Source organism: Spirillospora sp. NPDC049024 (assembly GCF_040649235.1).
Classification (GTDB): domain Bacteria; phylum Actinomycetota; class Actinomycetes; order Streptosporangiales; family Streptosporangiaceae; genus Spirillospora.
The window spans coordinates 179,480-202,882 of sequence record NZ_JBEZFD010000017.1 but is presented as its reverse complement, the minus strand read 5'-3'; the positions used below and the strand labels follow the sequence as shown (position 1 = coordinate 202,882).

Below are 23,403 nucleotides of genomic sequence, written 5' to 3'. Positions count from 1 at the left end.
CGCCGGCTCACAGGGGGCAGCCGCGCCCGAGGAACTCCAGGTTGTGGTCGATGAGCCCGGGGAGCTCCTCGGTCGTCGCGCGTCCTTCCATCCACCGGTAGAGGGCCGCCTGGAGCACCCCGATGACGGCCCAGGTGAAGGTCTCCACCTCCGGGTCGTCGGGCCGCCGCCCCGTGCGGTGGCCGATGACCTCGGTCAGCATGGCGTGGGTGCCCTCGCGCATCGACTCGAACGTGCGGGCGCGCAGCGAAGGGACCCGGGAGGTGAGCCGCATCCGGGCGTTGACCGTGTCCAGGTCGGCTTCGTACATGAGCGGGAGCAGCTCGCGGAGCGTGGCGCGCAGCGCCTCGATGGGGGACAGCCCGGCCGGCTGGCCCCGCATGACCTCCGCCATGATCGGGTCGTACTCGTCGGTGACGACCACGTCCTCCTTGGTGGGGAAGTAGCGGAAGAACGTGCTCGGCGAGATCTCGGCCGCCGCGGCGATCTGCTCCACGGTCGTCTCGTCGTACCCCCGCTCGCTGAAGAGGCGGAGGGCGTGGTCCTGGATCGCCCTGCGGGTCCGCAGCTTCTTGCGCTCCCGCAGCGGCAGCCGGGCGAGCCGGTCCTCCAGCCGGTCGATCGGGTGCTCACGGGACGGCGTGCTCATGCTCCGATTGTCCTGCATCCGCGGCGGAGGCCGCATCCTCGCGTCCCCGCGCGGGCTGGAAGAGCCACAGGAGCAGTGCCGCCGCGAGGGCGGCGGCGCCGCAAGCGGCGAACACCGCGTCCATACCGTGGACGTAGGCGGCGCGGGCCGAGGCGAGCAGCCCCCCGTCGTCCAGCCGCCCGGCGACGGCGACCGCCCCGCCGATGGAGTCGCGCGCCGCGCCGGCCGCGTCGGGAGGCAGCCCGCCGGTGGAGACGCGGTCCCGGTAGAGCGCGGACAGCAGGCTGCCGAGGCCGGCGACGCCGAGCGTCCCGCCCGTCTGGCGCAGCGTCTGCACGAGGCCCGAGCCGCGCCCCGCCTGGGCGGGCGGCAGGGCGGCGAGGACCGCGTCCATCGCCGGGACGATGGTCAGCCCGCAGCCGAGGCCGACGACGAGCAGCCACGGGACGGTGGCGGGGTAGCCGTCGCCCGCCCCGGTGAGCGCGCCCCACCCGAAGCCCGCCGCGAGCACGAGCAGCCCGGTGACGAGGATCGGCTTGTGCCCGGCGCGGTGCGCGACGCGGTCGGTGACGACCCCGCCGGCGAGCAGGCCGAGCAGCATCGGCATCAGCCGCACGCCGGTGCCGAGGACGTCGTTGCCCTGGACGGCCTCCAGGTACTGCGGCAGGACGAACAGCGCCCCGCCCATCATCAGGTTCGCGGCGACGGCGGCGACCATCGCCCATGTGAAGGCGGGGTTGCGGAAGAGGGCCATGTCCAGCAGGGGCTCGGCGGCGCGCCGCTCCCACAGGACGAACCCGGCCAGCAGGACGGCTGCGAGCGCGAGCGAGAGCAGCACCACCGCGTCGCTCCAGCCCCGCACGGGGGCCTCGATGACCCCGTACACGAGTGCGACGACCCCTGCCATCGACAGCAGCGCGCCGATCCCGTCGACCCGCGGCGCGGCCGGGTCCCGCGTCTCGGGCAGGAGCAGCGCCACCGCGATGCCGCCGACCAGCACGACCGGCACGTTGACCAGGAAGATGGAGCCCCACCGGAAGTTCTCCAGGAGCCAGCCGCCGAGCAGCGGGCCGAGCGGCAGCCCGAGCGCCATCGCCGAGGACCAGACCGCGACCGCGCGGGTGCGCTCGTGCGGGGGGAAGATCGCGGGCAGCATCGACATCGACAGCGGGGTCACGATCGCCGCGCCGAGGCCCATGAACGCGCGGGCCGCGATGACTCCGCCGGAGCCGTCCGCGAACGCACCGGCGAGCGAGGCGGCGCCGAAGACCGCGAGGCCGGCCAGCAGCAGCCGCTTGCGGCCGAACCGGTCGCCGAGCAGCCCGGCCGGGAGCAGCAGCGCCCCGAACACCAGCAGATAGGAGTCCACGATCCACTGCAGCGCGCTGGTGCTCGCGTGCAGCCGCTCCGACAGCGTGGTCAGCGCCACGTTGAGGATCGTCATGTCGAACCCGAGCGCGAGCATGCTCAGCGCCAGCGCCCCCAGCCCCAACCAGCGCCGGGTGTGTCCCACGGTCATGGCTGCCACCTTCAAATGAGAATCACTATGAAATGACAGTAGCTCTCATTTGAAGGTGGTTGTCAATCAAAGTGGGGACTGGACCAGCCCCGGAAGGGCCTGTAATTTTGATTACATGAGTACGAGCGAAGCGGCGGAGCAGCTGCGCGGCTGGTTCATCGGACGGCTCCCCGAGGAGTGGTTCGAGGGCGCGCCCGAAGTCGTCGTCGACCGCGAGGAGGTCGCGGTCGTCGGCACCCTGCCCGTCCCGGCCGCCGCGGCCGAGGCGGCCGGCGCCGAGCGCGCGGGCGTCATCGCGGGGCACGTCCAGCGCTTCCGCGACGAGACCCGCGACCGGCGGATCGCCATCGCCAGGGAGGCCGAGCAGCGCTTCGGGCGCAAGGTTTCCTGGGGCGTGGAGTGCGGCGGCGAGCGGGAGATGTTCACCACCCTGTCGGTGCCGGTGATGACGCGGCTGCGGCAGCCCGAGCGCCGCGTACTGGACACGCTCGTGGACGCCGGGGTCGCCCGCAGCCGCAGCGACGCGCTCGCCTGGTGCGTCAGGCTCGTCGGCAAGAACACCGACGAGTGGCTGTCGGAGCTGCGCACCGCCCTGCAGCACGTCGAGCGCGCCCGCGCCGCCGGCCCCAAGGCCTGACCGCCGGCCCGGAGCGGCCGGGCATTACCCGATCTCGGTGATCACTGGGTGTGATCATGGTGCCGACCTCCCCTAACGTACCTGGAGAGCGGGCCGGACGCGGGCGGGGAGGTGCGGGGATGCCGGGGCTGCGCTGCCTGGACGGGTCCGACCTCGCGGTGGTCCCGGTCGCCTCGACCGACCGCGGCGGCACACCGTTCGAGATCACGCTGGAGCTGTGGCGCGACGGCGAGCCCTTCGGGGCGGTGGGGGAGCGGTGCGGATACTTCCTGGCCGGGCTCGCCGCCCGGGTCGCCGCCGCCCGGGCCGACGGGTCCCCGCAGGCGGCACGCTGGCCCGACCCCGACGACCGCTTCCCCGACCCCGCCCCCGCAGACGCGGCCCGCGAGCCCGAGCTGTTCGCGTTCCGCTACCGCGACCGGGGCGACGTGGTCAGCACCGGTGAGCTGCGCTGCTCGCTGCGCACGTCCTCGATGTGGGTCGGACGCCAGCGGTCGGCGGCGGGCCGGTGGCGGGTCGCGCGCCGCGCGGTGGTCGAGGCGTGGGGCGCGGGCGGGCGCGGCGTCCGCGCCGTTCTCACCTCGGCCGAGCTGGCGCGCTTTCTCGCCGATCTGCTCGCCGAGGCGGACCGGGCCGGAGCAGGCCATCCACCGCGCCTGGCCCGGCCCGCGCGTTAGCCTGGCGTACGGGAACGGTGGGAGAAGTGTCGCCGTCGGGCCATAATTGAGCGACTTTCCGCCAGGGTCGGTCGCTCGAAGGGAAGCCCATATGCGGGTTCGGCGTACGGGAGAGCCGCGCACCAGGTCGGCGCGCGGCGCGCGGAGGGACGGCGTGCGCCGGCGCCCCTCCGAGGGCGGCGGGCGGCTCGTCTCCGCCCTTCGCCGCAGCGGCCCGTACGCGGCCGTCCGCGACGCCGTCTACCGGATGTACGAGCGGCGCGTCGAGGCCGAGCTGCCCACCGAGGTCACCCCCCGGCACGTCGGCGTGATCCTCGACGGCAACCGGCGCTGGGCCAGGTCGATGGGGCTGGCCGACGTCAACACCGGCCACCAGCGCGGCGCCCAGAAGATCTCCGAGCTGCTCCAGTGGAGCGCGGAGGCCGGCGTCGAGCACGTCACGCTGTGGCTGCTGTCGACCGACAACCTCAACCGGCCCGCCGCCGAGCTGGAACCGCTACTGGCGATCATCGAGAACACCGTCCGCAAGCTCGCCGAGGACGGCTGGCACGTCAAGCCCGTCGGCGCCCTCGATCTCCTGCCCGATAAGACGGCCCGCGTCCTGAAAGATGCGGGAGAGGCCACATCGGGCGCACCCGGCCTGATTGTGAACGTCGCCGTTGGGTATGGAGGTAGGCGTGAGATCGCTGATGCGGTGCGCTCTCTGCTCATCGAGCAGGCGAGTCGTGGCACCAGCATCGAGGAACTCGCCGAGGTCCTCGACGTGGAGCACATCGCGGAGCATCTCTACACGCGCGGCCAGCCGGATCCGGACCTGGTCATCCGCACCTCGGGAGAGCAGCGTCTCTCCGGCTTCATGCTCTGGCAGAGCGCCCACTCGGAGTTCTACTTCTGCGAGGTCCACTGGCCGGACTTCCGGAAGGTGGACTTCCTCCGGGCCATGCGCTCCTACGCCGCGCGGCACCGGCGCTACGGTACCTGATCGTCCCTCGCGGACCACCGCCCCTGCGCGGGCGGACCTGCGCGCCACCGGCAGTTCCCTCATATCCAGGGAGATCGAGTGGCCACAACCTCCGCGCGCCGTCCCGGTCAGTCCGGGATCCCTTCCGGGGCCTCCGTCCCGGGTTCTTCCGGGGGGAGTGGGGGGTCGTCCCCCCACAATGACCCGGAGACCTCCGGAGACCTCGGGGGCGCTGCCCCCGGCAGGGAACCGGACCGGCGCACGTACGTCCTGGACACCAGCGTCCTGCTCGCCGATCCGGGGGCGATGACCCGGTTCGCCGAGCACGAGGTCGTACTCCCCATCGTCGTCATCTCCGAACTGGAGGCCAAGCGGCACCACCCGGAACTCGGCTACTTCGCGCGGCAGGCCCTGCGCACGCTGGACGACCTCCGCCTGCTGCACGGGCGGCTGGACGAGCCCGTCTCGGTCGAAGGGGCGCTCGGCGACCAGGGCGGGACGCTCCGCGTCGAGCTGAACCACGCCGACCCGAGCGTCCTGCCGGACGGGTTCCGGCTCGGCGACAACGACACCAGGATCCTGTCGGTGGCCGCGTGGCTGGCCCGCGAGGGGCGCGACGTCGTGCTGGTCTCCAAGGACCTGCCGATGCGGGTGAAGGCGTCCGCGGTCGGGCTCGCCGCCGAGGAGTACCGCGCGGAGCTGGCCGTCGTGGAGTCCGGCTGGACCGGGATGCGCGAGCTGGAGGTGCCGGCCGGGGCCCTGGAGGAGCTGTACGAGACGGGCGGCGCCGACCTGGAGGAGGCGCGGGACCTGCCGTGCCACACCGGGCTGCGGCTGCTGTCGGAGCGCGGTTCGGCCCTCGGCCGGGTGCAGCCGGACAAGTCGGTGCGGCTGGTGCGCGGCGACCGCGAGGTGTTCGGGCTGCGCGGCCGGTCCGCCGAGCAGCGGATCGCGCTGGACCTGCTGATGGACGAGGAGGTCGGCATCGTCTCGCTCGGCGGGCGGGCCGGCACCGGCAAGTCGGCGCTCGCCCTCTGCGCGGGGCTGGAGGCCGTGCTGGAGCGGCGGCAGCACCGCAAGGTCGTGGTGTTCCGCCCCCTGTACGCGGTCGGCGGCCAGGAGCTCGGCTACTTGCCGGGTTCGGAGAACGAGAAGATGTCGCCGTGGGCCCAGGCCGTCTACGACACCCTGTCGGCGGTGACGACGCCGGAGGTCATCGAGGAGGTCGTGGACCGTGACATGTTGGAGGTCCTGCCGCTCACGCACATCCGCGGCCGGTCGCTGCACGACTCGTTCGTGATCGTCGACGAGGCGCAGTCGCTGGAGCGCGGCGTCCTGCTGACCGTCCTGTCGCGGATCGGCTCCGGGTCGCGGGTCGTGCTGACCCACGACGTGGCGCAGCGCGACAACCTGCGCGTCGGCAGGCACGACGGCGTCGCGGCGGTGGTGGAGCGCCTGAAGGGCCATCCGCTGTTCGCGCACGTGACGCTGACGCGGTCGGAGCGCTCGCCGATCGCGGCGCTGGTGACCGACATGCTCGGCGACGTCGGGGCCTAGAGCCCCGGCGAGTGAGAACCCCGGCGGGCCGTGACGGGCCGCCGGGGTTCTCGCGTCTCAGAACGCCGTTCTCCTTCCTACGGAGGGTGATCGGTAAACCTCGTAACGTAGGAATGTGGCGAAGGTCACAATCGTCCGCTTCTGTGGGAGGAGCCGCAGGTCCGGCCGGGTTTTCGGTACGCCCGCAGTCGGGTTGACAACGGGCCGTCCGGCCGCATCTGTCTCGTTTTGGTTGCGAACCAGCCCTCGGCCTCGGGCATTGTGTCTCCCCGTAAGCACCCCCAGTGCGGTGCCAGGCCGGAGCGCGGCCCCTGAACGCGCGCGCCGTGCCGGCGCCGACCCGGGTCCGGGGCCGCCGAACACCGGCGGCCGGGCCGGACCGGGGTGGAAACAGTTCGTGCGCGTGTCCATGCGCGTGCGACCGTCGGAAGGACCGCCTTGTACGGAGACCGCCCCGGGTCCCCTAGGCGAGACGATCGACAGAGCTTCGACCCCCGGCAGCCGGTGATGGCCTCCGCCCCGGCCCAGGCGCCCGGCTCCTCCGCGGAGGGCCCCGAGGCGCCGCACGAGGACGACGTGCGCGTGGCCGGCACCCGCCCCCGCGCGAACGCCCCCGCGGGCGACACGCTCGGCCTCCAGCCCCTCCAGGAGCCGCTGCGCACCGGCGTCTCCGCCGGCGGTTCCGGCGACGAGATCTCCTCCGGTCCGGGCGCGCCCCGCCGCGCCGCCCGCCGGGACGGCTCCCGCGGGCGCGGCGGCAAGCGCATCGCGGTGGTCGCCGCGGGCGCCGCCGTCGTGATCGGCGGAGGCGCGGTCGCCGCGTTCGCGCTGACCGGCGGCTCCGGGGACGAGGGCACGCAGACCGTCAAGCCGACGCAGCAGCTCGCCGACGCCGCCGCGCCGCCGAAGATCGACCCGAAGGTGCTGGAGCAGCAGCGCAAGAAGCTGGCGCTCGACCGCGCCTCCCGCGCGACGCGCCAGGACGGCGGCAAGGGCCCGTCCCTGCTGCCCAAGGGCAAGCCGATCCCGACCAAGACGCCGGAGAAGAAGAACGGCTCCTCCGGCGGCGGCCCGACCGGCGACCCGGTCCCGGCGGGCGAGGCGCAGGCGATCGCCAAGAAGCTCATGCCGAGCTACGGCTTCACCGGCGACGGCCAGTTCGGCTGCCTGGTCAACCTGTGGAACAAGGAGAGCCACTGGAACGTCCACGCGGCCAACCCCTCCTCGGGCGCGTACGGCATTCCGCAGGCCCTGCCCGGTTCCAAGATGGGCAGCGCCGGGCCCGACTGGCAGAACAACGCCACCACGCAGATCAAGTGGGGGCTCGGCTACATCAAGAACCGCTACGGCACGCCGTGCGGCGCGTGGTCGCACTCGCAGTCCGTCGGCTGGTACTGATCCGGCCCGCCGCGTCCCGGACGCCCTGAGCGGCGTCTGGGACGCGCGACCGGCCCCGCCCGGCTCAGCGGCGGGACGTCCCGGTCATCCGCAGGACGTCGAGCGCCTCGTCGAGCTGCTCGACCGTCAGCCTTCCCTCGTCGACGTAGCCGCGCTCCAGCACGACCTCGCGGATCGTCCTGCGCTCGCTGAGCGCCTGCTTGGCGACCTTCGCCGCCTCCTCGTACCCGATGTAGCGGTTCAGCGGCGTCACGATCGACGGTGACGACTCGGCGTACTCGCGCATCCGGTCCAGGTCGGCCTCGACGCCGTCCACGCAGCGGTCGGCGAGCAGCCGGGACGCGTTCGCCAGCAGGGTGACCGACTCCAGCACGTTGCGGGCCAGCATCGGCAGCATCACGTTCAGCTCGAAGCTGCCGGACGCGCCGCCGAACGCGACCGCCGCGTCGTTGCCGATGACCTGCGCGGCGACCTGCGCGACCGCCTCGGGGATCACCGGGTTCACCTTCCCGGGCATGATCGACGAGCCGGGCTGCAGGTCGGGCAGCCGTATCTCGGCGAGCCCGGCGCGCGGCCCCGAGCCCATCCAGCGCAGATCGTTGGCGATCTTGCTGAGGCTCACCGCGATCGTGCGCAGCGCCCCGCTCGCCTCCACCAGGCCGTCCCGCGCGCCCTGCGCCTCGAAGTGGTCGCGGGCCTCGGTCAGCGGCAGCCCGGTGTCCCGCGCGATCTCGGCGATGACGCGGGCGGCGAAGCCCGCCGGCGTGTTGATGCCGGTGCCGACCGCGGTCCCGCCGAGCGGGAGCTCCGCCAGCCGCGGCAGGACGGCCTCCAGCCGCTCCACGCCGTGCCGCGCCTGCGCTGCGTACCCGCCGAACTCCTGCCCGAGCGTCACCGGCGTCGCGTCCATCAGGTGGGTGCGGCCGGACTTCACCGCGGTCGCGAACTCCTCGGCCTTGCGCGCGAGCGCGGCCTCCAGGTGCCGCAGCGCGGGGATCAGCTCGTTCACGACGGCCCCGGTCGCCGCGATGTGGATGGACGACGGGAACACGTCGTTGGACGACTGGGAGGCGTTCACGTGGTCGTTGGGATGGACGGGGCGGCCGAGCCGCTCCTGCGCCAGCGTCGCCACGACCTCGTTGGCGTTCATGTTGGACGACGTCCCCGAGCCGGTCTGGAACACGTCGATCGGGAACTGGTCGTCCCACCGCCCGTCCGCCACCTCGCGGGCGGCCGCGGCGATCGCCTCGGCGAGGTCCTCGTCGAGGACCCCCAGCTCGGCGTTGACGACCGCTGCGGCGGCCTTGATCCGACCGAGCGCGGCGATGTGGGCGGCCTCCAGCGTCCGCCCCGAGATCGGGAAGTTCTCCACGGCGCGCTGCGTCTGGGCCCGCCACTTGGCCGCGGCCGGCACCCGGACCTCTCCCATCGAGTCGTGCTCGACGCGGAACTCCTGCTCGCTCATGGAACGCCTCCCACTCGACTTCGGCGGCCGCCGTCGTCCATGGCAGCCCGGTCGGTGGCTCACGCATTCCCGCGTGAGGCGCGGATCACTCCTTGTTCAGCGTGTAGTTCTGCCGCTCACCCGGCTTGCCCGCGGGCTTCTGCTGCCCGTTCACCCAGACGTCGCAGGCGGACGCGTCGTAGACGACCGCGTTGAGGCGCGGCTGGTCGTACCGGCGCGCCTCGCCCCGGTGCAGCGTCTCGTCGGCGAGCACGGTGATCGCGGTGCCCGGCACCGACACGAAGATCTTGCAGGAGTCGGTGCGGGCCCGGACGGCCAGCGTGCTGGTCGCGGCGCCGGGCGGCGCGGCGGCCTGGGCGGCGGAGCCGCCCGGGGTGGTGGACGCCCCGGCGGTGGGGGAGGGGCCGGGGCTCTCGCGCATCATGCCGACGATGAGGGCGGTGGCGCCGATGCCGCACGAGGCGACGGTCGCGCCGATGAGCCCGATCACCACCATCAGCCGGTAGCGGGGGGTGGGGGCGCGGCGTCCCGAGCGCGGGCCCGCCATGGCCCGTTCGAGCCGGTCGACCGCGCGGGCGTGGCTGAGCCGCCGGGTCGGGTTCTTCTCCAGCAGCCCGGTGATCACGGGCGCGAGGGCGCCGGCGTTCTGCGGGGCGGGGGTCGACTCGTTCGCCAGCGCCGACAGCGTCGCCATGACGTTCTCGCGCTCGAACGGCGGGCGGCCCTCCAGCGCGGCGTACAGCGTCGCACCGAGCGACCAGAGGTCCGAGCGCGGGGTCGCCTTCTCCCCGGCGGCGACCTCGGGCGCCACGTACGCGGGCGACCCCATGAAGTGGCCCGTCTTGGTGAGGCTCGCCGAACCGGAGGAGAACGCGAGCCCGAAGTCGGTGAGGACGACGCGGTCGCCGTCCAGCAGCACGTTGCTCGGCTTCAGGTCGCGGTGCACGATGCCGGCCTTGTGCGCGGTGTTGAGGGCGTCCAGCAGGGCGCGGCCGATGTGCGCGACGCGCTCGGGCGGCAGGGGGCCCGAGCGCTCGATGAGCTGTTCGAGGCTGGGCGCCTCGATCATCTCCATCACGATCCAGGGACGGCCCTGCTCGATGACCACGTCGTACACCTCGACGATGGAGTGCGTGCGCAGCTGTGCGGGCGCGCGCGCCTCCCGGAGGGTACGGCGGTAGAAGACCACCCGGTCGTCCTCGGCGAGGTTGTCGGGGAGCCGCAGCTCCTTGATCGCCACGGCGCGATCGAGGAGCTCGTCATGCCCTCTCCAGACGGTGCCGTTGGCACCCTGACCTATCTCCGAGACCAGCCGGTAGCGCGTCGCTAGCACGAGGCGCTCTGACTGAGACATGGCGGAAAAGATACCGGAGTGGCCCGGCGGTCATTGGGGAGACTTCGGCACCAACGCGGATTTTGGCCTAATACTGTGACCTACCGACAAGAAACTTCCGGGGACCGCCCGTCCGCGGCCCCTGTCCGGGGCCGCGGAGCGGTGCCGGACGTCAGCGCCTGCCGATGGTGAGGACGGGTCCGGTGGTGTCGGCGAAGAAGTCCTCGCCCTTGTCGTCGACCACGATGAACGCCGGGAAGTCCTCGACCTCGATCTTCCAGACGGCCTCCATGCCGAGCTCCGGGTACTCCAGGACCTCGACCTTCTTGATGCAGTCCTGCGCGAGCCGCGCCGCCGGGCCGCCGATCGAGCCGAGGTAGAACCCGCCGTGCTCCTTGCAGGCGTCGGTGACCTGCTTGGACCGGTTGCCCTTGGCCAGCATGACCAGGGAGCCGCCCGCGGCCTGGAACTGCTCGACGTAGGAGTCCATCCGGCCGGCCGTGGTCGGGCCGAACGAGCCCGAGGCGTAGCCCTCGGGCGTCTTGGCCGGGCCGGCGTAGTAGACGGCGTGGTCGCGCAGGTACCGCGGCATCGGCTCGCCCGCGTCCAGCCGCTCCTTGATCTTGGCGTGCGCGATGTCGCGCGCCACGACGAGCGGGCCGGTCAGCGACAGCCGCGTCTTGACCGGGTACCTGGTCAGCTCGGCGCGGATCTCGTCCATCGGCCGGTTCAGGTCGATCCGGACGACGGTGTCGTCCAGGTGCTCGTCGGTGGTGTCGGGCAGGTACTGCGCGGGGTCGGTCTCCAGCCGCTCCAGGAACACGCCCTCCGCCGTGATCTTGGCGAGGGCCTGCCGGTCGGCGCTGCACGAGACCGCGATCGCGACCGGGCAGGACGCGCCGTGCCGCGGCAGCCGGACCACCCGCACGTCGTGGCAGAAGTACTTGCCGCCGAACTGCGCCCCGATGCCGAGCTTCTGCGTCAGCTCGAACACCTGGAGCTCCAGCTCCAGGTCGCGGAACCCGTGCCCGAGCGGCGAACCCTCGGTGGGCATCGTGTCCAGGTAGTGGGCGGAGGCGTACTTGGCGGTCTTCAGCGCGTACTCGGCGGACGTGCCGCCCACGACGATCGCCAGGTGGTACGGCGGGCAGGCGGCCGTGCCGAGCGAGCGGATCTTCTCCTCCAGGAAGGACATCATCCGCTTGGGGTTCAGGACGGCCTTGGTCTCCTGGTAGAGGAACGACTTGTTGGCGCTGCCGCCGCCCTTGGCCATGAACAGGAACTTGTAGGCGTCGCCGGGCGCCGCGTACAGCTCGATCTGCGCGGGCAGGTTGGAGCCGGTGTTCTTCTCGTCCCACATCGTCACCGGCGCCATCTGCGAGTAGCGCAGGTTCAGCCTCGTGTAGGCGTCGTACACGCCCTGCGAGATGTGCTTCTCGTCGGCGCCGTCGGTCATGACGTGCTGGCCGCGCTTGCCCATGACGATCGCGGTACCGGTGTCCTGGCACATCGGCAGGACGCCGCCGGAGGCGATGCCCGCGTTCTTCAGCAGGTCCAGCGCGACGAACCGGTCGTTCGGGGACGCCTCGGGGTCGTCCAGGATCCGGCGGAGCTGGGCCAGGTGCGCGGGCCGCAGCAGGTGGGCGATGTCGCGCATGGCGGTCTCGGTGAGCAGCCGCAGAGCCTCCGGCTCGACCTGCAGGAACGTCCGGCCGTTCGCCTCGAACGTGGAGACCCCGTCGGAGGTCAGGAGCCGGTAGTCGGTCTCGTCCGGGCCGAGCGGGAGCAGGTCGGTGTAGGAGAACTCAGACATCTCAGGCAGATCCTCGCGCGATTCCGATGGGGGCCGAGTCACAGGTTACGGGCTCGGCGGGCGCCGCCTCACGGGGGGCGACCCGGGCGCGCAGGCCCACCACGACGCCCGCGGCGACCAGGGCGGCGCCCGCCAGGTCGGCCGGTTCCGGCCGGTCGACGCCGAGCGCGACCGTGGTGACCACCGCGCTGATCGGGATCAGGCCCGCGCACAGCCCGGCGCGGTCGGCCCCGAGCCGTCCGATCGCGTCGTACCAGAGCAGGAACGCGATCGTGGTCACGACGATCGACAGGTAGGCGAAGCCGGCCAGCTCGCCGGGGGTCGGGACGCGCAGCAGGCCCGTCCCGTCCGCGGCGAGGCCGACCGCGAGGAGCATCGGGACGGCCAGCGCGGCGGAGTAGGCGGAGACGCGCAGCGGTCCGATGCGCGGCAGCAGCGGGACGGCCAGCAGCGAGAAGCACACCTCCCCGCCGAGGGCGCCGAGCGAGAGCAGCAGCCCGCGGACGCTGCCGCTGCCGAGGCCGTTCGCCAGGGCCGCCCCGGCCGCCACCGCGCAGGCCGCCACGATGATCGCCGGGGCCGGGCGGCGGCCGTCCAGCAGCGGCCCGACCACGGCCAGCACGATCGGGACCGTCGCGATCACCGTGCCGATGGTGGCGGGGCTCGTGTCCCGGGTGGCCGCGACGATGCAGACGTTGAAGGCGACCAGCCCGGTCCCCGCCAGCGCCGCGAGCAGGAGCCAGTCCCGCGCGGAGGGCCGGTGGGCCGGCCCTCCGGCGATGCGGGCCGCGACCAGCAGGACCACCGCGGCGACGGCGTACCGGACCGCCTGGCCGCCGAAGACGGGATAGGCGGAGATCGTCGCCGAGACGGCGGTCAGCGTGCCGACGAGGGACATCGCGGCCCCGGCGCCCGCCATGCCGCGCTTCTGTGAGGTGTTCATGGACCGAACGCTAGAAGCCGGTTGGACCATCGGACAGTGCCAATCAATCGCCGTGAAAGTGGACCAATAGCCTCTCCGTGACGTCCACCCCATGCCTTGACGCTGAGAGTCATGTGACCGACCTTCATCTTCCACTCGACCGGTCCGCCGGCCGGCTGGCCGCGCAGATCGCCGCGGGCTTCCGCGCGGCGGTGCGCTCCGGCCGGCTGACCGCCGGGACCCGGCTGCCGTCGAGCCGCGATCTGGCCCGTGACCTGGACGTCTCGCGCGGCGTCGTCGTCACCGCCTACGAGCAGCTCACCGCCGAGGGCTTCCTGATCGCGCGGCGCGGCGACGGCACCCGCATCGCGCCGCTGGCCCGCCCCGACGAGGAGGCGGCGCCGCCGTCCCGGCCGCCCGCCGCGCCCCGCCCGGTCGAGCCCCGGCCGGAACCGGAGGTCCTGTACGACCTGTCCCTGGGCCGCCCCGACCTGTCGGCGTTCCCCCGCGAGCGCTGGATCGCCGCCGCCCGCGCCGCGCTGCGGACCCTGCCGCACGACGCGCTCGCCTACCCCGACCCGGCCGGCGTCCCGGACCTGCGCGCCGAACTGGCGTCCTACCTCGGCCGGGTGCGCGCCGCGCTCGCCGACGCGGACCGGACAGTGATCATGAGCGGGGTGGCGCACGGCCTGTCGGCCGTGCTCGGACTGCTGCGCGCCGACGGCCACACCACGCTCGCCGTCGAGGACCCGGCGAGCGTCCGCCAGCTGCCGATGCTGGCGGCCGCCGGTGTCCGCCTCGTCCGCATCCCGGTGGACGGCGAGGGCATCGACGTCGCGGCGCTCGCCCGCACCCAGGCGCGCGCCGTCCTCGTGACGCCCGCGCACCAGTACCCGACCGGCGTCGTGCTGTCCCCGGCGCGCCGCGCCGAGCTGATCGCCTGGGCGCGCGACGCGGACGGCGTGATCCTGGAGGACGACTACGACGCCGAGTTCCGCTACGACCGCGACCCGGTCGGCTGCCTCCAGGGCGTCGAGCCCGACAGGGTCGTCCTCCTCGGCTCGGTCAGCAAGTCGCTGGCCCCCGCCCTCCGCCTGGGCTGGGCCGTCGCGCCGCAGCCGCTCGCCGAGCGGCTGCGGGAGCACCGCGCCTACACCGACCACGGCGCCCCCGTCCTGGAGCAGTACGCGCTGACCGAGTTCCTGCGCGGCGGGGGCTACGACCGGCATCTGCGCACCATGCGCAGGCGCTACCGCGCCCGGCGGGACGCCCTCGTCGGCGCGCTCACCGAGAATCTGCCCGGCGCCAGGATTCACGGCGTCTCAGCGGGCATCCACCTCTACGTGGAACTGCCGGGCGGATGCGACGAGGACGCGGTGGTGGACCGCGCCGCGCGCTCCGGGGTGGCGGTCGAGGGCGCCCGCGGGATGTGGTCGCCGCGCCGCGCGGACGAGGCGCCCCCCGCGCTCGTCCTGGGCTACGCAGGCCTCACCGAGCCCCGCCTGGTCAAGGCCGCGCAACTGCTGGGACAAGCGGTTGCTCACGGTGATGGGGGGTAGGAACAGCTTCCCCGGTGTAGGAGGTATGCATGAGTCTGGAAGAGGCCGCGCGGCAGTTGAAGATGGCGGGCCACGACGCGCAGGTGGCCTTCGACTGTGTCGGTCTGGGCGACCTCGAACGGGCGCAGGAGCACGCCGTGACGCTCCGGGCCGCGGCCGACGCCGCCGAGGTGGCGCTCGCCCAAGCACTGAAGGACATGACCCCGGAAGAAGCCCAAACGGAAGGCGAACGCGCCGTAACCGCGTTGGCAGAAGACTGATCTGTGTCTACCCAGGGGGTCGCCCCCCTGGGTAGACACAGATCACGCCATTGGTCGTTCCATGGCGGGGGCGTCGGGGCGGGCGCCCTCTACCGGTTTGGGGGCGAAGCCCTTGGCCGTTGCGAAGACGACCAGGACCAGGAGCGTCGGGATGATGAAGGCGATGCGCAGGCCGTGGTCGGCGCTGAGCGGGGCGATGGCGCCGACCACGGCGGCGCCCAGGACGAAGCCGACGTAGTTGAAGATGTTGACCCGGGAGACGGCGACGCCGAGGCCGGTGGGGTCGACCCGTCCGGCGGCGGAGAACGACACCGGGGCGATCACGCTCAGGCCGAGGCCGGCGAGCGCGAACGCGGCGATCGCGAAGGCCGCGTTGGGGGCGGCGACCACGCCGGCCATGCCGAGGATGCCGACCACGCCGCCGATCCGCACCACCCGGACGGCGCCGGAGCGGCGGACGGCGAGGTCGGCGACGGTGCGGCTGACGACCATGGTGACCTGGTAGGCGACGTAGCCGAGCGGGGCGACCCAGTCGCTCGCGGACAACTCGTCGTCCAGGTACTTGGCGCCGTAGCTGGAGATCGCCGAGTCGGCCAGGTAGGCGACGGCCATCGCGGCGCCCACGACCAGGATCGGCCGCCACGGGACGCTGCGCCCGGCCGCCTTGAGCTCCTCGGCGGTGGGGCCGTCCCCCTCCTCTTCGCGGCGGTAGAGGCGGCCGCCGGTGGCGAGGGAGGCGGCGATGCCGACGGCGGCGGCGATCGCGAAGCCGGTGAACAGCGACAGGTCCAGCTTGTTGGCGAGGGACGCCCACAGGCCGCCGAGGATCCCCGCGACGCTCCAGACCGCGTAGAACCCGGTGATCAGGCTGATCCCGTAGCGGCGTTCGACGGCGATCGCCTGCGCGTTCATCGACGCGTCCACCGCGCCGACGAACAGGCCGAACGCCGCGACCGTGATGTAGAGGGCGAGGTCGTTGTCGCCGGTGAGGCCGATCAGGGCGATCGTGGCGGCCACGGCGGGCTGGGAGACCCGCAGCACCGGGCCGCTGCCGAGCCGCTGGAACAGCGCGCCGGAGGCGACGCTCCCCACGCCCGCGACCAGCGGCACCATGAGCAGCACCAGCGACAGCGTTGCGTCGCTGAGGTGGTGCGCCTCCTGCATCTTGGGGACCTGCGTCACCAGTGAGGCGAAGCAGAGCCCCTGGACGGCGAACGCCGTGTACGCGGCGAACCGGGCCCTGCGGTCCCGGGCGGTGGTGCCCTCGCTCATGCGCCCCGACCTCTCTGGCTGCGCAACGTGAAGAAGATTCGCGTCAGCGTAGGGACAGGGTACGCCCCAGGTCAATGGGCGGGAGGCGTCAGTCGATGAGGCGCCGCCGCATGCCCCGCACGGCGATCATCCACATCAGCGCGGCGAACGCCACCAGCCCGGCCAGGTGCCCGAGGTCGGCGAGCGGGTGCAGGCCGAACACCGCGTCCCTGACCAGCTGCACGCAGTGGTACAGCGGGTTGAGGTAGGAGACCTTCTGCGCCCAGCCGGGCAGCGCGTCGACCGGGAAGAACGTCCCGGCGATCAGGAACAGCGGCGTCACCACGCCGGTGATCACGTAGTCGAACGAGTTGATCGACGGCACCACCGACGACGTCCACATGCCGAACAGGCCGAAGCCGAGCGCGGTGAAGAACGTCACGAACGGCACCAGCAGCATCCCGAACGAGGGGTCGAGGCCGAAGAACAGCGCCACGACGAGCGGCGTGCACGAGTACACCGCCGACTTGGCCGCGATCCACAGCGCCTCGGCCGTCACCAGCTCGTGCACGTCCACGGGCGCGGCGAGCATCGCGTCGTAGGTGTGCTGGAACACGCGCCTGATGTAGCCGTTGAACATCCCCGGGAACACGGAGGTGAACAGCGCCGCCGTCCCGACGACGCCGGTCGCGACGAAGTCCAGGTAGCGGTAGTCGCCGATCATCGCGACCATCGAGCCGAACCCGTAGCCGAAGGCCAGCAGGAAGAACGTCGGCTCCACCATCGAGGCGAACGACTGGGACTTCCAGTACCGCTTGTAGAGCGCCAGCTCGTGCCGCCAGATCCCGCGGACCGGGGCCGTCTCGAACCGCCGCAGCCGCGGCGCGCGCTCAGGCTGGGCCGTTTCCGTCACAGCGGTCACTCCACACGCTCCCCGGTCAGCACGACGAACACGTCCTCGAGGTTGGAGGCGCGGCGGACGCCGTCCGGGCCGAGATCGTCCTCCAGCGAGGGCGGGATGGTCTCGGCCTTCAGCACCGACACCGACGGCCCGGTCCGGCGGGTGGGCAGCCCGGCCGCCTTCGCCAGCCGCTCGACCTCCGCCAGCCGGTCCGGCGGCCCGTAGTGCTCGACGACCCGCTCGCCCGCGTACTCGGCGACCAGCGCCGACGGCGTGCCCCGCGCGATGACCCGGCCGTGCGACATCAGCGCGCACTCGTCGGCGAGGCGCTCGGCCTCCTCGATGTAGTGGGTCGACATCAGCACGGTCGTGCCGCCGGCGCGCAGCCCGTCGATCAGCCCCCACAGCTCGGCCCGCACCTGCGGGTCGAGGCCCACGGTCGGCTCGTCCAGCAGGACGAGCGCGGGCCGGTGCACCAGCCCCCGCGCGATCAGCAGCCGCCGCCGCATGCCGCCGGACAGGTCGTCCACCTTGGTCAGCTGCCGCTCGGTGAGGTGCGCGATCGCCAGCGCGTCGTCGACCGCCTTGCGCCGCTCCTTGCGCGGCACCCGGTACAGGTGGGCGAACACCTCCAGGTTCTCGCGCGCGGTCAGCTCCTCGTCGAGGTTGTCCTGCTGCGGGACGACGCCCATCACGGCCCGCGCGCGCTTGGACTCCCGGGGCACGTCGAAGCCGAGCACGCGGATGGCGCCCTCGTCGGCGATCGCCTGCGCGGTCAGCATCTTCATCGTCGTCGACTTGCCGGCGCCGTTCGGGCCGAGCAGCCCCAGGCAGACCCCGGCGGGGACGTCCAGGTCGAGCCCGTCGACGGCGGTGAAGTCGCCGAACCGCTTCACGACGCCGCGGAGGCTGATCGCCGGCGCGGCGGCGCCCTCGAGGGCGGCCGCGTCCGCGGTCGGCCCGGTCCGGGCACGATGCAAGGTCATACCCCTCACACTAGGTACGGCGAGGGACGAATCCCCACCGGTTTTCCCGCGGGGCCGTCCCCGGCGGCGGCTACCCTCTTCCTTGTGGACGTCCCCCATCGCCCGGCGGCCGAGAAGGTCACCAACGTGCGCGACCTGCGCGCGTCCGACGCCGACCGGGAACGCGTCGCCGCCGTCCTGGGCGAGGCCCTCGCGGACGGGCGGCTCACCATCGAGGAGCACTCCGAGCGCACCTCCCGCGCCTACGCCGCCCGCACCCTGGGCGAGCTGACCGGGCTCACCGGCGACCTCAGCCCCGAGGAGGCGCAGCCCATCCTCGTGGACGACCGCCCGGTCTCGGTCTTCTTCGGCCGCACCCGCCGCGACGGGCGCTGGGTCGTCCCGGTCAAGCTCCCGCTCCTCGCCCTGTTCGGGACGGTCGAGCTCGACCTGCGCGAGGCCGTCCTCCAGCGCCGCCACATCGTGGTCGACTCGCTGGTGCTCGGCGGCCGGATCCGGCTCCTCGTCCCCGAGGGCGTCCGCGTGGACGTCACGGGGCGCACCATCCTCAGCACCCGCGACCTGCGGGCCCGTCCGGCGGCCGAGGGCCCCACCATCGAGGTGAGCGGCACCATGATCTTCGGTTCGGTGCGGGCGCGCGCCCCCAAGCTCCCGCTGCGCACCCGCGTCCGCAACCGCCTCAACCGCGGCCGGTAGGCCCGCGGCCTACACCGCCGTGTCGAAGTTGATCGCGCTGTAGGCGCGGAGCTTGCTCAGCTGGTGCTCGCTGGAGACCGTCCGGATGGTGCCGCTGCGCGACCGCATGACCAGCGAGTGCGTGACCGCCGTGCCCTTGCTGTAGCGGACGCCGTCGACCAGCTCGCCGTCGGTGATGCCGGTCGCGGCGAAGAACACGTCGTCGGAGGTCACCAGGTCGTCGGTGGTGAGGACCCTGCCCAGCTCGTGGCCGGCGTCGGCCGCCTTCTGCCGCTCCTCGTCGTCCTGCGGCCACAGCCGGCCCTGGATCACCCCGCCGAGCGCCTTGATCGCGCACGCGGCGATGATGCCCTCCGGGGTGCCGCCGATGCCGAGCAGCAGGTCCACGCCGGTCCCCGGCCGGGACGCCATGATCGCGCCGGCCACGTCGCCGTCCATGATGAACTTGATCCGCGCCCCGGCCTCGCGGACCTCCTTGACGATGCCCTCGTGGCGCGGCCGGTCCAGGATGCAGACCGTCACGTCGTGCGGCGAGGAGCCCTTGGCGCGGGCGATGGCGCGGATGTTGTCGGCGATCGGGCGCTCGATGTCGACGACGTCCGCCGCCTCCGGGCCCGTCACCAGCTTCTCCATGTAGAACACCGCGGACGGGTCGAACATCGACCCCCGCGGCGCCACCGACAGCACCGCGATGGCGTTGTTCATGCCGAGCGCGGTCAGCCGGGTCCCGTCCACCGGGTCCACCGCGACGTCGCACTCGGCGCCGGAGCCGTCCCCGACCTCCTCGCCGTTGAACAGCATCGGCGCGTTGTCCTTCTCGCCCTCGCCGATCACGACGACGCCCCGCATGGAGACCGTGTTGATCAGCTGGCGCATCGCGTTCACGGCGGCCCCGTCGGCGCCGTTCTTGTCGCCCCGCCCGACCCAGCGGGCCGCGGCCATGGCGGCGGCCTCGGTCACCCGGACCAGTTCCATCGCGAGGTTGCGGTCCGGCGCCGCCGGCTCGGTGGCGAGGGGGGAGGAAACGGTGGTCTCATCGGACATGCGGGGCAGCCCCTTCGGTCGGTGGTGCCTCGGATTCTCCGTGGACCGGATGGCAAGCCACAAATTGGACCAGACCAGCCGGGCCGCGGACATCCGGGCACGGATGGAAGCGGTATCCGGGCACGGTCGACGGGTACGGTGCGGAGCCGTGAATCCACTACGGCACGGACAAGGGATCGTTTCCCCCTGGGAGAGGGCGTAATCTCAGGCGTCATGAGCAGCGACATCGACGTTCCGTCCGGCGGGGTGACACAGAACGGGGGCGCGCGGCCCGCGGCTGTCCCCGCGCGGACCTCCGACCGCGGGGCCGCCACGCGCGGCGCACTGCTGGCCGCGGCCAGGGACGTCTTCTGCGAGTCCGGCTTCGCCCAGGCCGCGGTGACCGACATCGTCGCCAAGGCTGGCGCCAGCGTGGGCAGCCTCTACCACCACTTCAACGGCAAGGCCGACCTGTACCTGACGCTGTTCGAGGACTTCCAGGGACGCCAGCAGGAACGCACCCGCGAGGCGATCAGCGCCGTCCGGGAGGCAGGCGAGACCGACCCCATGCGGCAGTTCATCGCCGGCGCGGGCGCCTACCTCAACGGCTGCCTGGACGAGCGGGACGTCGCCCGGCTTTTCATCTCCGGCGACGGTCCCCCGGGGTTCGACCGGGTCATGCGGCAGCGCCTGAACAAGTGGGCACGCCGCAACGCGGCCCTGTTCCACACCGCCGACGGCGGCGTGGACGAGGCCCTGGTCACGGTGCTGACCGGCGCGATGGCGGGCGCGGTGTCGGAGATCTCACTGCTGGACGACGAGGACGCCGCCCGCCGGCTCGCCGACAAGATCATGGCCATCGTCGGCACGATCAGGAACCCCGGTACGGAGCAGCGCTGAGGGTGCGGGATCCTGGAGGGGTGACCGACAAGACCCCATCCTCCGCCCCGGACGCCGAGGCCGCCCGGCCCGAGCCGGACGCGCCCGCCGAACGGCCCGGCGCGGACGCGTCGGCGGAACGGCCCGGGACGGACGAGGCCGCGGAACGGCCCGGCGACGGCTCCGCCGAGGAGCCGCGCGGGACGGGCGCGCCGGGCGGCCGGCCCGTGGTCGAGGTGAGCCCCGGCGTGTACAAGCGGCTGACCACGGGGCTCGGCGGCTTCACCATGGCGATGGGCGCCTGCCTGCTGCTCGTGCTGGCGATCTACGTCATCACGCCGCGCAGCGACAAGGAGGTCCTGCCGACCGTCGACTACGGCTCGCAGCTGTGGGCGATGCGCAACGACGCGCCCTACACCGTCTACGCGCCGGAGGGGCTCCCCATCCACTGGCGGCCCAACAGCTCGCGGGTGCACGGCCTGGGCTCCGGCGGCAAGGACCCCGTCGCCTGGCACCTCGGCTTCGTGACGCCGAGCGAGCAGTACGCGGCGCTTGAGCAGAGCAACGAGAAGGCGTCGGAGTTCGTCCCGCGCATGGCCAACAGCAGCCGGCCGGTCGGGACGCAGCAGGTGAACGGCGTCGCCTGGACCAAGTACCACCGCAAGGACAAGAAGGCCAACACCCTCGCCCGGACGCTCCCGAACGGGGTGAGCCTCGTCGTCACCGGCACCGCGTCCTACGCGGAGCTGGCGGTCCTGGCCGGGTCGCTCAAGGAGCAGGCGAAGACCGGCGGACCTCCCCCTCCGGCGACGGCCACGCCGGCGTCCTGATCCCTAGAACGGAGCGGCGGCCTCGCCGTTGTCGGGCCGTTCGAGGGCCGCGGCCAGCCTGGCGCGGGCGCCCTCCAGCCACTCCTCGCAGACGGCGGCGAGCCGCTCGCCCCGCTCCCACAGGCCGAGCGACTCCTCCAGCGTCAGGCCGCCGGCCTCCAGCCGCTTGACGACCTCGGCCAGCTCGTCCCGTGCCTGCTCGTACGACGGCTTCTCCGCCGTCCCCTTCTCGTCCGCCACCGGCCCACCCTCTCATCCCCGGGGAGACGGCCCGTCCCCCGGTCGGCATCCACGGTTCATTCCCGCTCGGTCACGGTCACGCCGAGCCGCCCGTCGGCCAGCCGCACGTGGAGGCGCTCGCCGTCCTTGACCCCCGCCGACTCGCGCACGACCGTCGCGTCCTCCCGCTGGACGATCGCGTACCCGCGCTCCAGCGTCGCGGCGGGGGAGAGGGCGAGCAGCCGGGCGCGGGTGTGCCCCAGCTCGTCCTCGGCCCGGTCCAGCGCGCCCGACAGGCACCGCCGGGCCCGGTCGCGCAGCGCCGCGACCTGCTCGGCCTGTCGCTCGATCTCCCGCACGGGGTCGGCCAGCGCGGGCCGCGAGCGCACCGACCGCAGCCAGGCCAGCTCCCGCTCCACCGCGCCGGACAGGCACCGCCGCCCCCGGTCGCGCAGCTGCCGGACGAGCTGGAGCTGCTCGCGCACGTCCGGCACGGTCTTCTTCGCGGCGTCGGTCGGGGTGGAGGCGCGGACGTCGGCGACCAGGTCCAGCAGCGGGCTGTCCTGCTCGTGCCCGATCGCGCTGACCACCGGGGTGCGGGCGGCGGCGACCGCCCGGACGAGGGCCTCGTCGGAGAACGGCAGCAGGTCTTCCATCGCGCCGCCGCCGCGCGCGATGATGATCACATCGATCTCGGGATCGGCGTCCAGCGCGCGCAGCGCCTCCATGACCTCGCCGACCGCGTACGAGCCCTGCACCGCGGTGTTCTCGACCCGGAACGCCACCGCCGGCCACCGCCGCCGCGCGTTCTGCAGAACGTCGTGCTCGGCGTCGGAGTCGCGCCCGCAGATCAGCCCGATCCGGCCGGGCAGGAACGGCAGCGGGCGCTTGCGCTCGGGCCGGAACAGCCCCTCGGAGGCCAGCACCCGCTTGAGCCGCTCCAGCCGGGCCAGCAGCTCGCCGACGCCGACCGGCCTGATCTCCAGCACGCTGAGCGAGAACGTCCCGCGGTTGATCCAGAAGTCGGGCTTGGCGTGCACGACGACGCGGGCCCCGTCGGTGACCGCCGGGCCGGCGGCCTCGAACACCGCGCGCGGGCCGACGACCCGCACCGACATGTTCGCCACCGGGTCGCGGAGCGTCATGTAGACCGTCCCGCCGCGGGCGTTGAGGTCGGTGATCTGGCCCTCCACCCAGATCCGGCCGAGCTTGCCGATCCACCCGCTGACCGCCTGCAGGACGGTCCGCACCGGAACCGGGGACTCGGCCGTGGTCTCCATCGCCATGCAGGCAGCCTACGGCGCGGGCCGCACCGCCGTTCCGCCCGCCGCTCCCACCGACAGAATCCATGTGACCGAAGAGACACGTCCCCGGCCACCGAACATTAGCCAAGCTAACTTAGACTGGCTAAGTAATTCGAGGAGAGACCGTGACCGCATCCGAACGCGAGCTCGCCGAGCGGCTCAACCGGTGCCTGCGCCACGTCGTGCTGATGCTCCGGCGGGTCAGCGCCGACCAGCCGATCACCAGCCAGCAGCTGTCCGTGCTCGGCTCCCTGGAGCACGGGCCGCGGCGGATGACCGAGCTGGCGGCCGAGCACGGCGTCCGGCTGCCGACCATGACGGCGCAGATCAACCGGCTCGAACGCGACGGGCTCGTGGCGCGCGGCCGGAACGGCGCCGACGCCCGCGTCGTCACCGCCTCGCTCACCGAGGCGGGACGCGACCGGCTGGCCGCCGGGCGCGCGCGCCGGATCGGCTTCCTCGCCGAGCGGTTCGCGGAGCTGACGGACGAGGAGCGCGCGGCCGTGGCCGCGGCGCTGCCCGCCCTCGACAAGCTCTTCGGCGGACCCTGAACCCGTACACGGA

The 23,403-nt window shown here is 73.1% G+C and carries 23 protein-coding genes; 11 read left to right on the top strand and 12 right to left on the bottom strand.

Features of this window, described 5'->3' with window-relative positions; all coding sequences use genetic code 11:
* Positions 1–7: 7 nt before the first annotated feature.
* The gene (locus tag AB0C21_RS29260; RefSeq protein ID WP_500208516.1) at positions 8–649 is read right to left on the bottom strand and encodes an acyl-CoA-like ligand-binding transcription factor; all 642 of its coding nucleotides are present in this window, start codon (positions 647–649) and stop codon (positions 8–10) included.
* A complete protein-coding gene (locus AB0C21_RS29255) occupies positions 630–2,168 on the bottom strand; it encodes a DHA2 family efflux MFS transporter permease subunit (RefSeq protein ID WP_500208514.1) in 1,539 nt (512 codons plus the stop codon). The genes AB0C21_RS29260 and AB0C21_RS29255 overlap by 20 nt, the downstream gene beginning before the upstream one ends.
* 115 nt (positions 2,169–2,283) lie before the next feature.
* On the opposite strand from AB0C21_RS29255, the gene abmR reads away from it, so the two are divergent.
* From abmR to AB0C21_RS29230, 5 genes are all read left to right on the top strand, one after another.
* Positions 2,284–2,805: an ATP-binding transcription factor AbmR gene (gene abmR, locus AB0C21_RS29250; protein ID WP_149260916.1), complete on the top strand. Its 522-nt coding sequence runs from the start codon at positions 2,284–2,286 to the stop codon at positions 2,803–2,805.
* Positions 2,806–2,924: 119 nt separating this feature from the next.
* Positions 2,925–3,482, top strand: a complete 558-nt coding sequence (locus AB0C21_RS29245) for a hypothetical protein (RefSeq protein ID WP_500208512.1) — start codon at positions 2,925–2,927, stop codon at positions 3,480–3,482.
* Positions 3,483–3,573: 91 nt separating this feature from the next.
* Positions 3,574–4,464 carry an isoprenyl transferase gene (locus AB0C21_RS29240; RefSeq protein ID WP_149260914.1) on the top strand — a complete coding sequence of 297 codons (891 nt, stop codon included), beginning with the start codon at positions 3,574–3,576 and terminating at the stop codon, positions 4,462–4,464.
* Positions 4,465–4,713: 249 nt separating this feature from the next.
* Positions 4,714–6,000, top strand: coding sequence for an RNA 5'-3' helicase PhoH2 (gene phoH2, locus AB0C21_RS29235; protein ID WP_149261230.1), 1,287 nt, complete (start codon positions 4,714–4,716; stop codon positions 5,998–6,000).
* Between the two features lie 507 nt (positions 6,001–6,507).
* On the top strand, positions 6,508–7,398 hold the full coding sequence (locus AB0C21_RS29230) for an aggregation-promoting factor C-terminal-like domain-containing protein (RefSeq protein WP_500208510.1): 891 nt from the start codon (positions 6,508–6,510) through the stop codon (positions 7,396–7,398).
* Between the two features lie 64 nt (positions 7,399–7,462).
* Here AB0C21_RS29230 and AB0C21_RS29225 read toward each other — a convergent pair whose 3' ends face one another.
* From AB0C21_RS29225 to AB0C21_RS29210, 4 genes are all read right to left on the bottom strand, one after another.
* Positions 7,463–8,863, bottom strand: a complete 1,401-nt coding sequence (locus AB0C21_RS29225) for a class II fumarate hydratase (protein ID WP_500208508.1) — start codon at positions 8,861–8,863, stop codon at positions 7,463–7,465.
* A gap of 85 nt (positions 8,864–8,948) precedes the next feature.
* Positions 8,949–10,217 (bottom strand): serine/threonine-protein kinase, encoded by a 1,269-nt coding sequence (locus AB0C21_RS29220; RefSeq protein ID WP_149260912.1) that lies wholly within the window; start codon positions 10,215–10,217, stop codon positions 8,949–8,951.
* Between the two features lie 151 nt (positions 10,218–10,368).
* A complete protein-coding gene (locus AB0C21_RS29215) occupies positions 10,369–12,009 on the bottom strand; it encodes a fumarate hydratase (protein ID WP_500208507.1) in 1,641 nt (546 codons plus the stop codon).
* 1 nt (position 12,010) lies between these two features.
* The gene (locus tag AB0C21_RS29210) at positions 12,011–12,952 is read right to left on the bottom strand and encodes an EamA family transporter (RefSeq protein ID WP_500208506.1); all 942 of its coding nucleotides are present in this window, start codon (positions 12,950–12,952) and stop codon (positions 12,011–12,013) included.
* A 113-nt stretch (positions 12,953–13,065) separates the two neighbouring features.
* Between AB0C21_RS29210 and pdxR the strand changes: the two genes are divergently transcribed.
* Both pdxR and AB0C21_RS29200 read left to right on the top strand, forming a co-directional pair.
* Positions 13,066–14,490 carry a MocR-like pyridoxine biosynthesis transcription factor PdxR gene (gene pdxR / locus AB0C21_RS29205; RefSeq protein WP_353818015.1) on the top strand — a complete coding sequence of 475 codons (1,425 nt, stop codon included), beginning with the start codon at positions 13,066–13,068 and terminating at the stop codon, positions 14,488–14,490.
* 29 nt (positions 14,491–14,519) lie between these two features.
* Positions 14,520–14,750 (top strand): hypothetical protein, encoded by a 231-nt coding sequence (locus tag AB0C21_RS29200; protein WP_149260908.1) that lies wholly within the window; start codon positions 14,520–14,522, stop codon positions 14,748–14,750.
* Between the two features lie 42 nt (positions 14,751–14,792).
* On the opposite strand, the gene AB0C21_RS29195 is transcribed toward AB0C21_RS29200, so the two are convergent.
* The 3 genes from AB0C21_RS29195 to AB0C21_RS29185 form a co-directional block, all read right to left on the bottom strand.
* The gene (locus AB0C21_RS29195) at positions 14,793–16,022 is read right to left on the bottom strand and encodes an MFS transporter (protein ID WP_500208504.1); all 1,230 of its coding nucleotides are present in this window, start codon (positions 16,020–16,022) and stop codon (positions 14,793–14,795) included.
* An 88-nt stretch (positions 16,023–16,110) separates the two neighbouring features.
* Positions 16,111–16,923 carry an ABC transporter permease gene (locus AB0C21_RS29190; protein WP_500208503.1) on the bottom strand — a complete coding sequence of 271 codons (813 nt, stop codon included), beginning with the start codon at positions 16,921–16,923 and terminating at the stop codon, positions 16,111–16,113.
* Positions 16,920–17,888, bottom strand: coding sequence for an ABC transporter ATP-binding protein (locus tag AB0C21_RS29185; RefSeq protein WP_500208501.1), 969 nt, complete (start codon positions 17,886–17,888; stop codon positions 16,920–16,922). The genes AB0C21_RS29190 and AB0C21_RS29185 overlap by 4 nt, the downstream gene beginning before the upstream one ends.
* Before the next feature lie 84 nt (positions 17,889–17,972).
* On the opposite strand from AB0C21_RS29185, the gene AB0C21_RS29180 reads away from it, so the two are divergent.
* Positions 17,973–18,584 (top strand): DUF1707 SHOCT-like domain-containing protein, encoded by a 612-nt coding sequence (locus AB0C21_RS29180; protein WP_500208500.1) that lies wholly within the window; start codon positions 17,973–17,975, stop codon positions 18,582–18,584.
* A gap of 9 nt (positions 18,585–18,593) precedes the next feature.
* Here AB0C21_RS29180 and glpX read toward each other — a convergent pair whose 3' ends face one another.
* Positions 18,594–19,628: a class II fructose-bisphosphatase gene (gene glpX, locus AB0C21_RS29175; protein ID WP_149260903.1), complete on the bottom strand. Its 1,035-nt coding sequence runs from the start codon at positions 19,626–19,628 to the stop codon at positions 18,594–18,596.
* Between the two features lie 213 nt (positions 19,629–19,841).
* Here glpX and AB0C21_RS29170 point away from each other — a divergent pair, with 213 nt between their 5' ends.
* Positions 19,842–20,507, top strand: a complete 666-nt coding sequence (locus tag AB0C21_RS29170; protein WP_500208498.1) for a TetR/AcrR family transcriptional regulator — start codon at positions 19,842–19,844, stop codon at positions 20,505–20,507.
* A 20-nt stretch (positions 20,508–20,527) separates the two neighbouring features.
* Positions 20,528–21,316, top strand: coding sequence for a DUF4245 domain-containing protein (locus AB0C21_RS29165; RefSeq protein WP_500208497.1), 789 nt, complete (start codon positions 20,528–20,530; stop codon positions 21,314–21,316).
* A gap of 3 nt (positions 21,317–21,319) precedes the next feature.
* Here AB0C21_RS29165 and AB0C21_RS29160 read toward each other — a convergent pair whose 3' ends face one another.
* Together AB0C21_RS29160 and xseA are read right to left on the bottom strand one after the other, a co-directional pair.
* A complete protein-coding gene (locus AB0C21_RS29160) occupies positions 21,320–21,556 on the bottom strand; it encodes an exodeoxyribonuclease VII small subunit (protein ID WP_500208495.1) in 237 nt (78 codons plus the stop codon).
* Between the two features lie 56 nt (positions 21,557–21,612).
* Entirely contained in the window at positions 21,613–22,821 is a 1,209-nt protein-coding gene (gene xseA / locus AB0C21_RS29155) for an exodeoxyribonuclease VII large subunit (RefSeq protein ID WP_500208494.1), read from the bottom strand.
* Between the two features lie 143 nt (positions 22,822–22,964).
* Here xseA and AB0C21_RS29150 point away from each other — a divergent pair, with 143 nt between their 5' ends.
* Entirely contained in the window at positions 22,965–23,390 is a 426-nt protein-coding gene (locus AB0C21_RS29150; RefSeq protein WP_500208493.1) for a MarR family winged helix-turn-helix transcriptional regulator, read from the top strand.
* Positions 23,391–23,403: the final 13 nt, after the last annotated feature.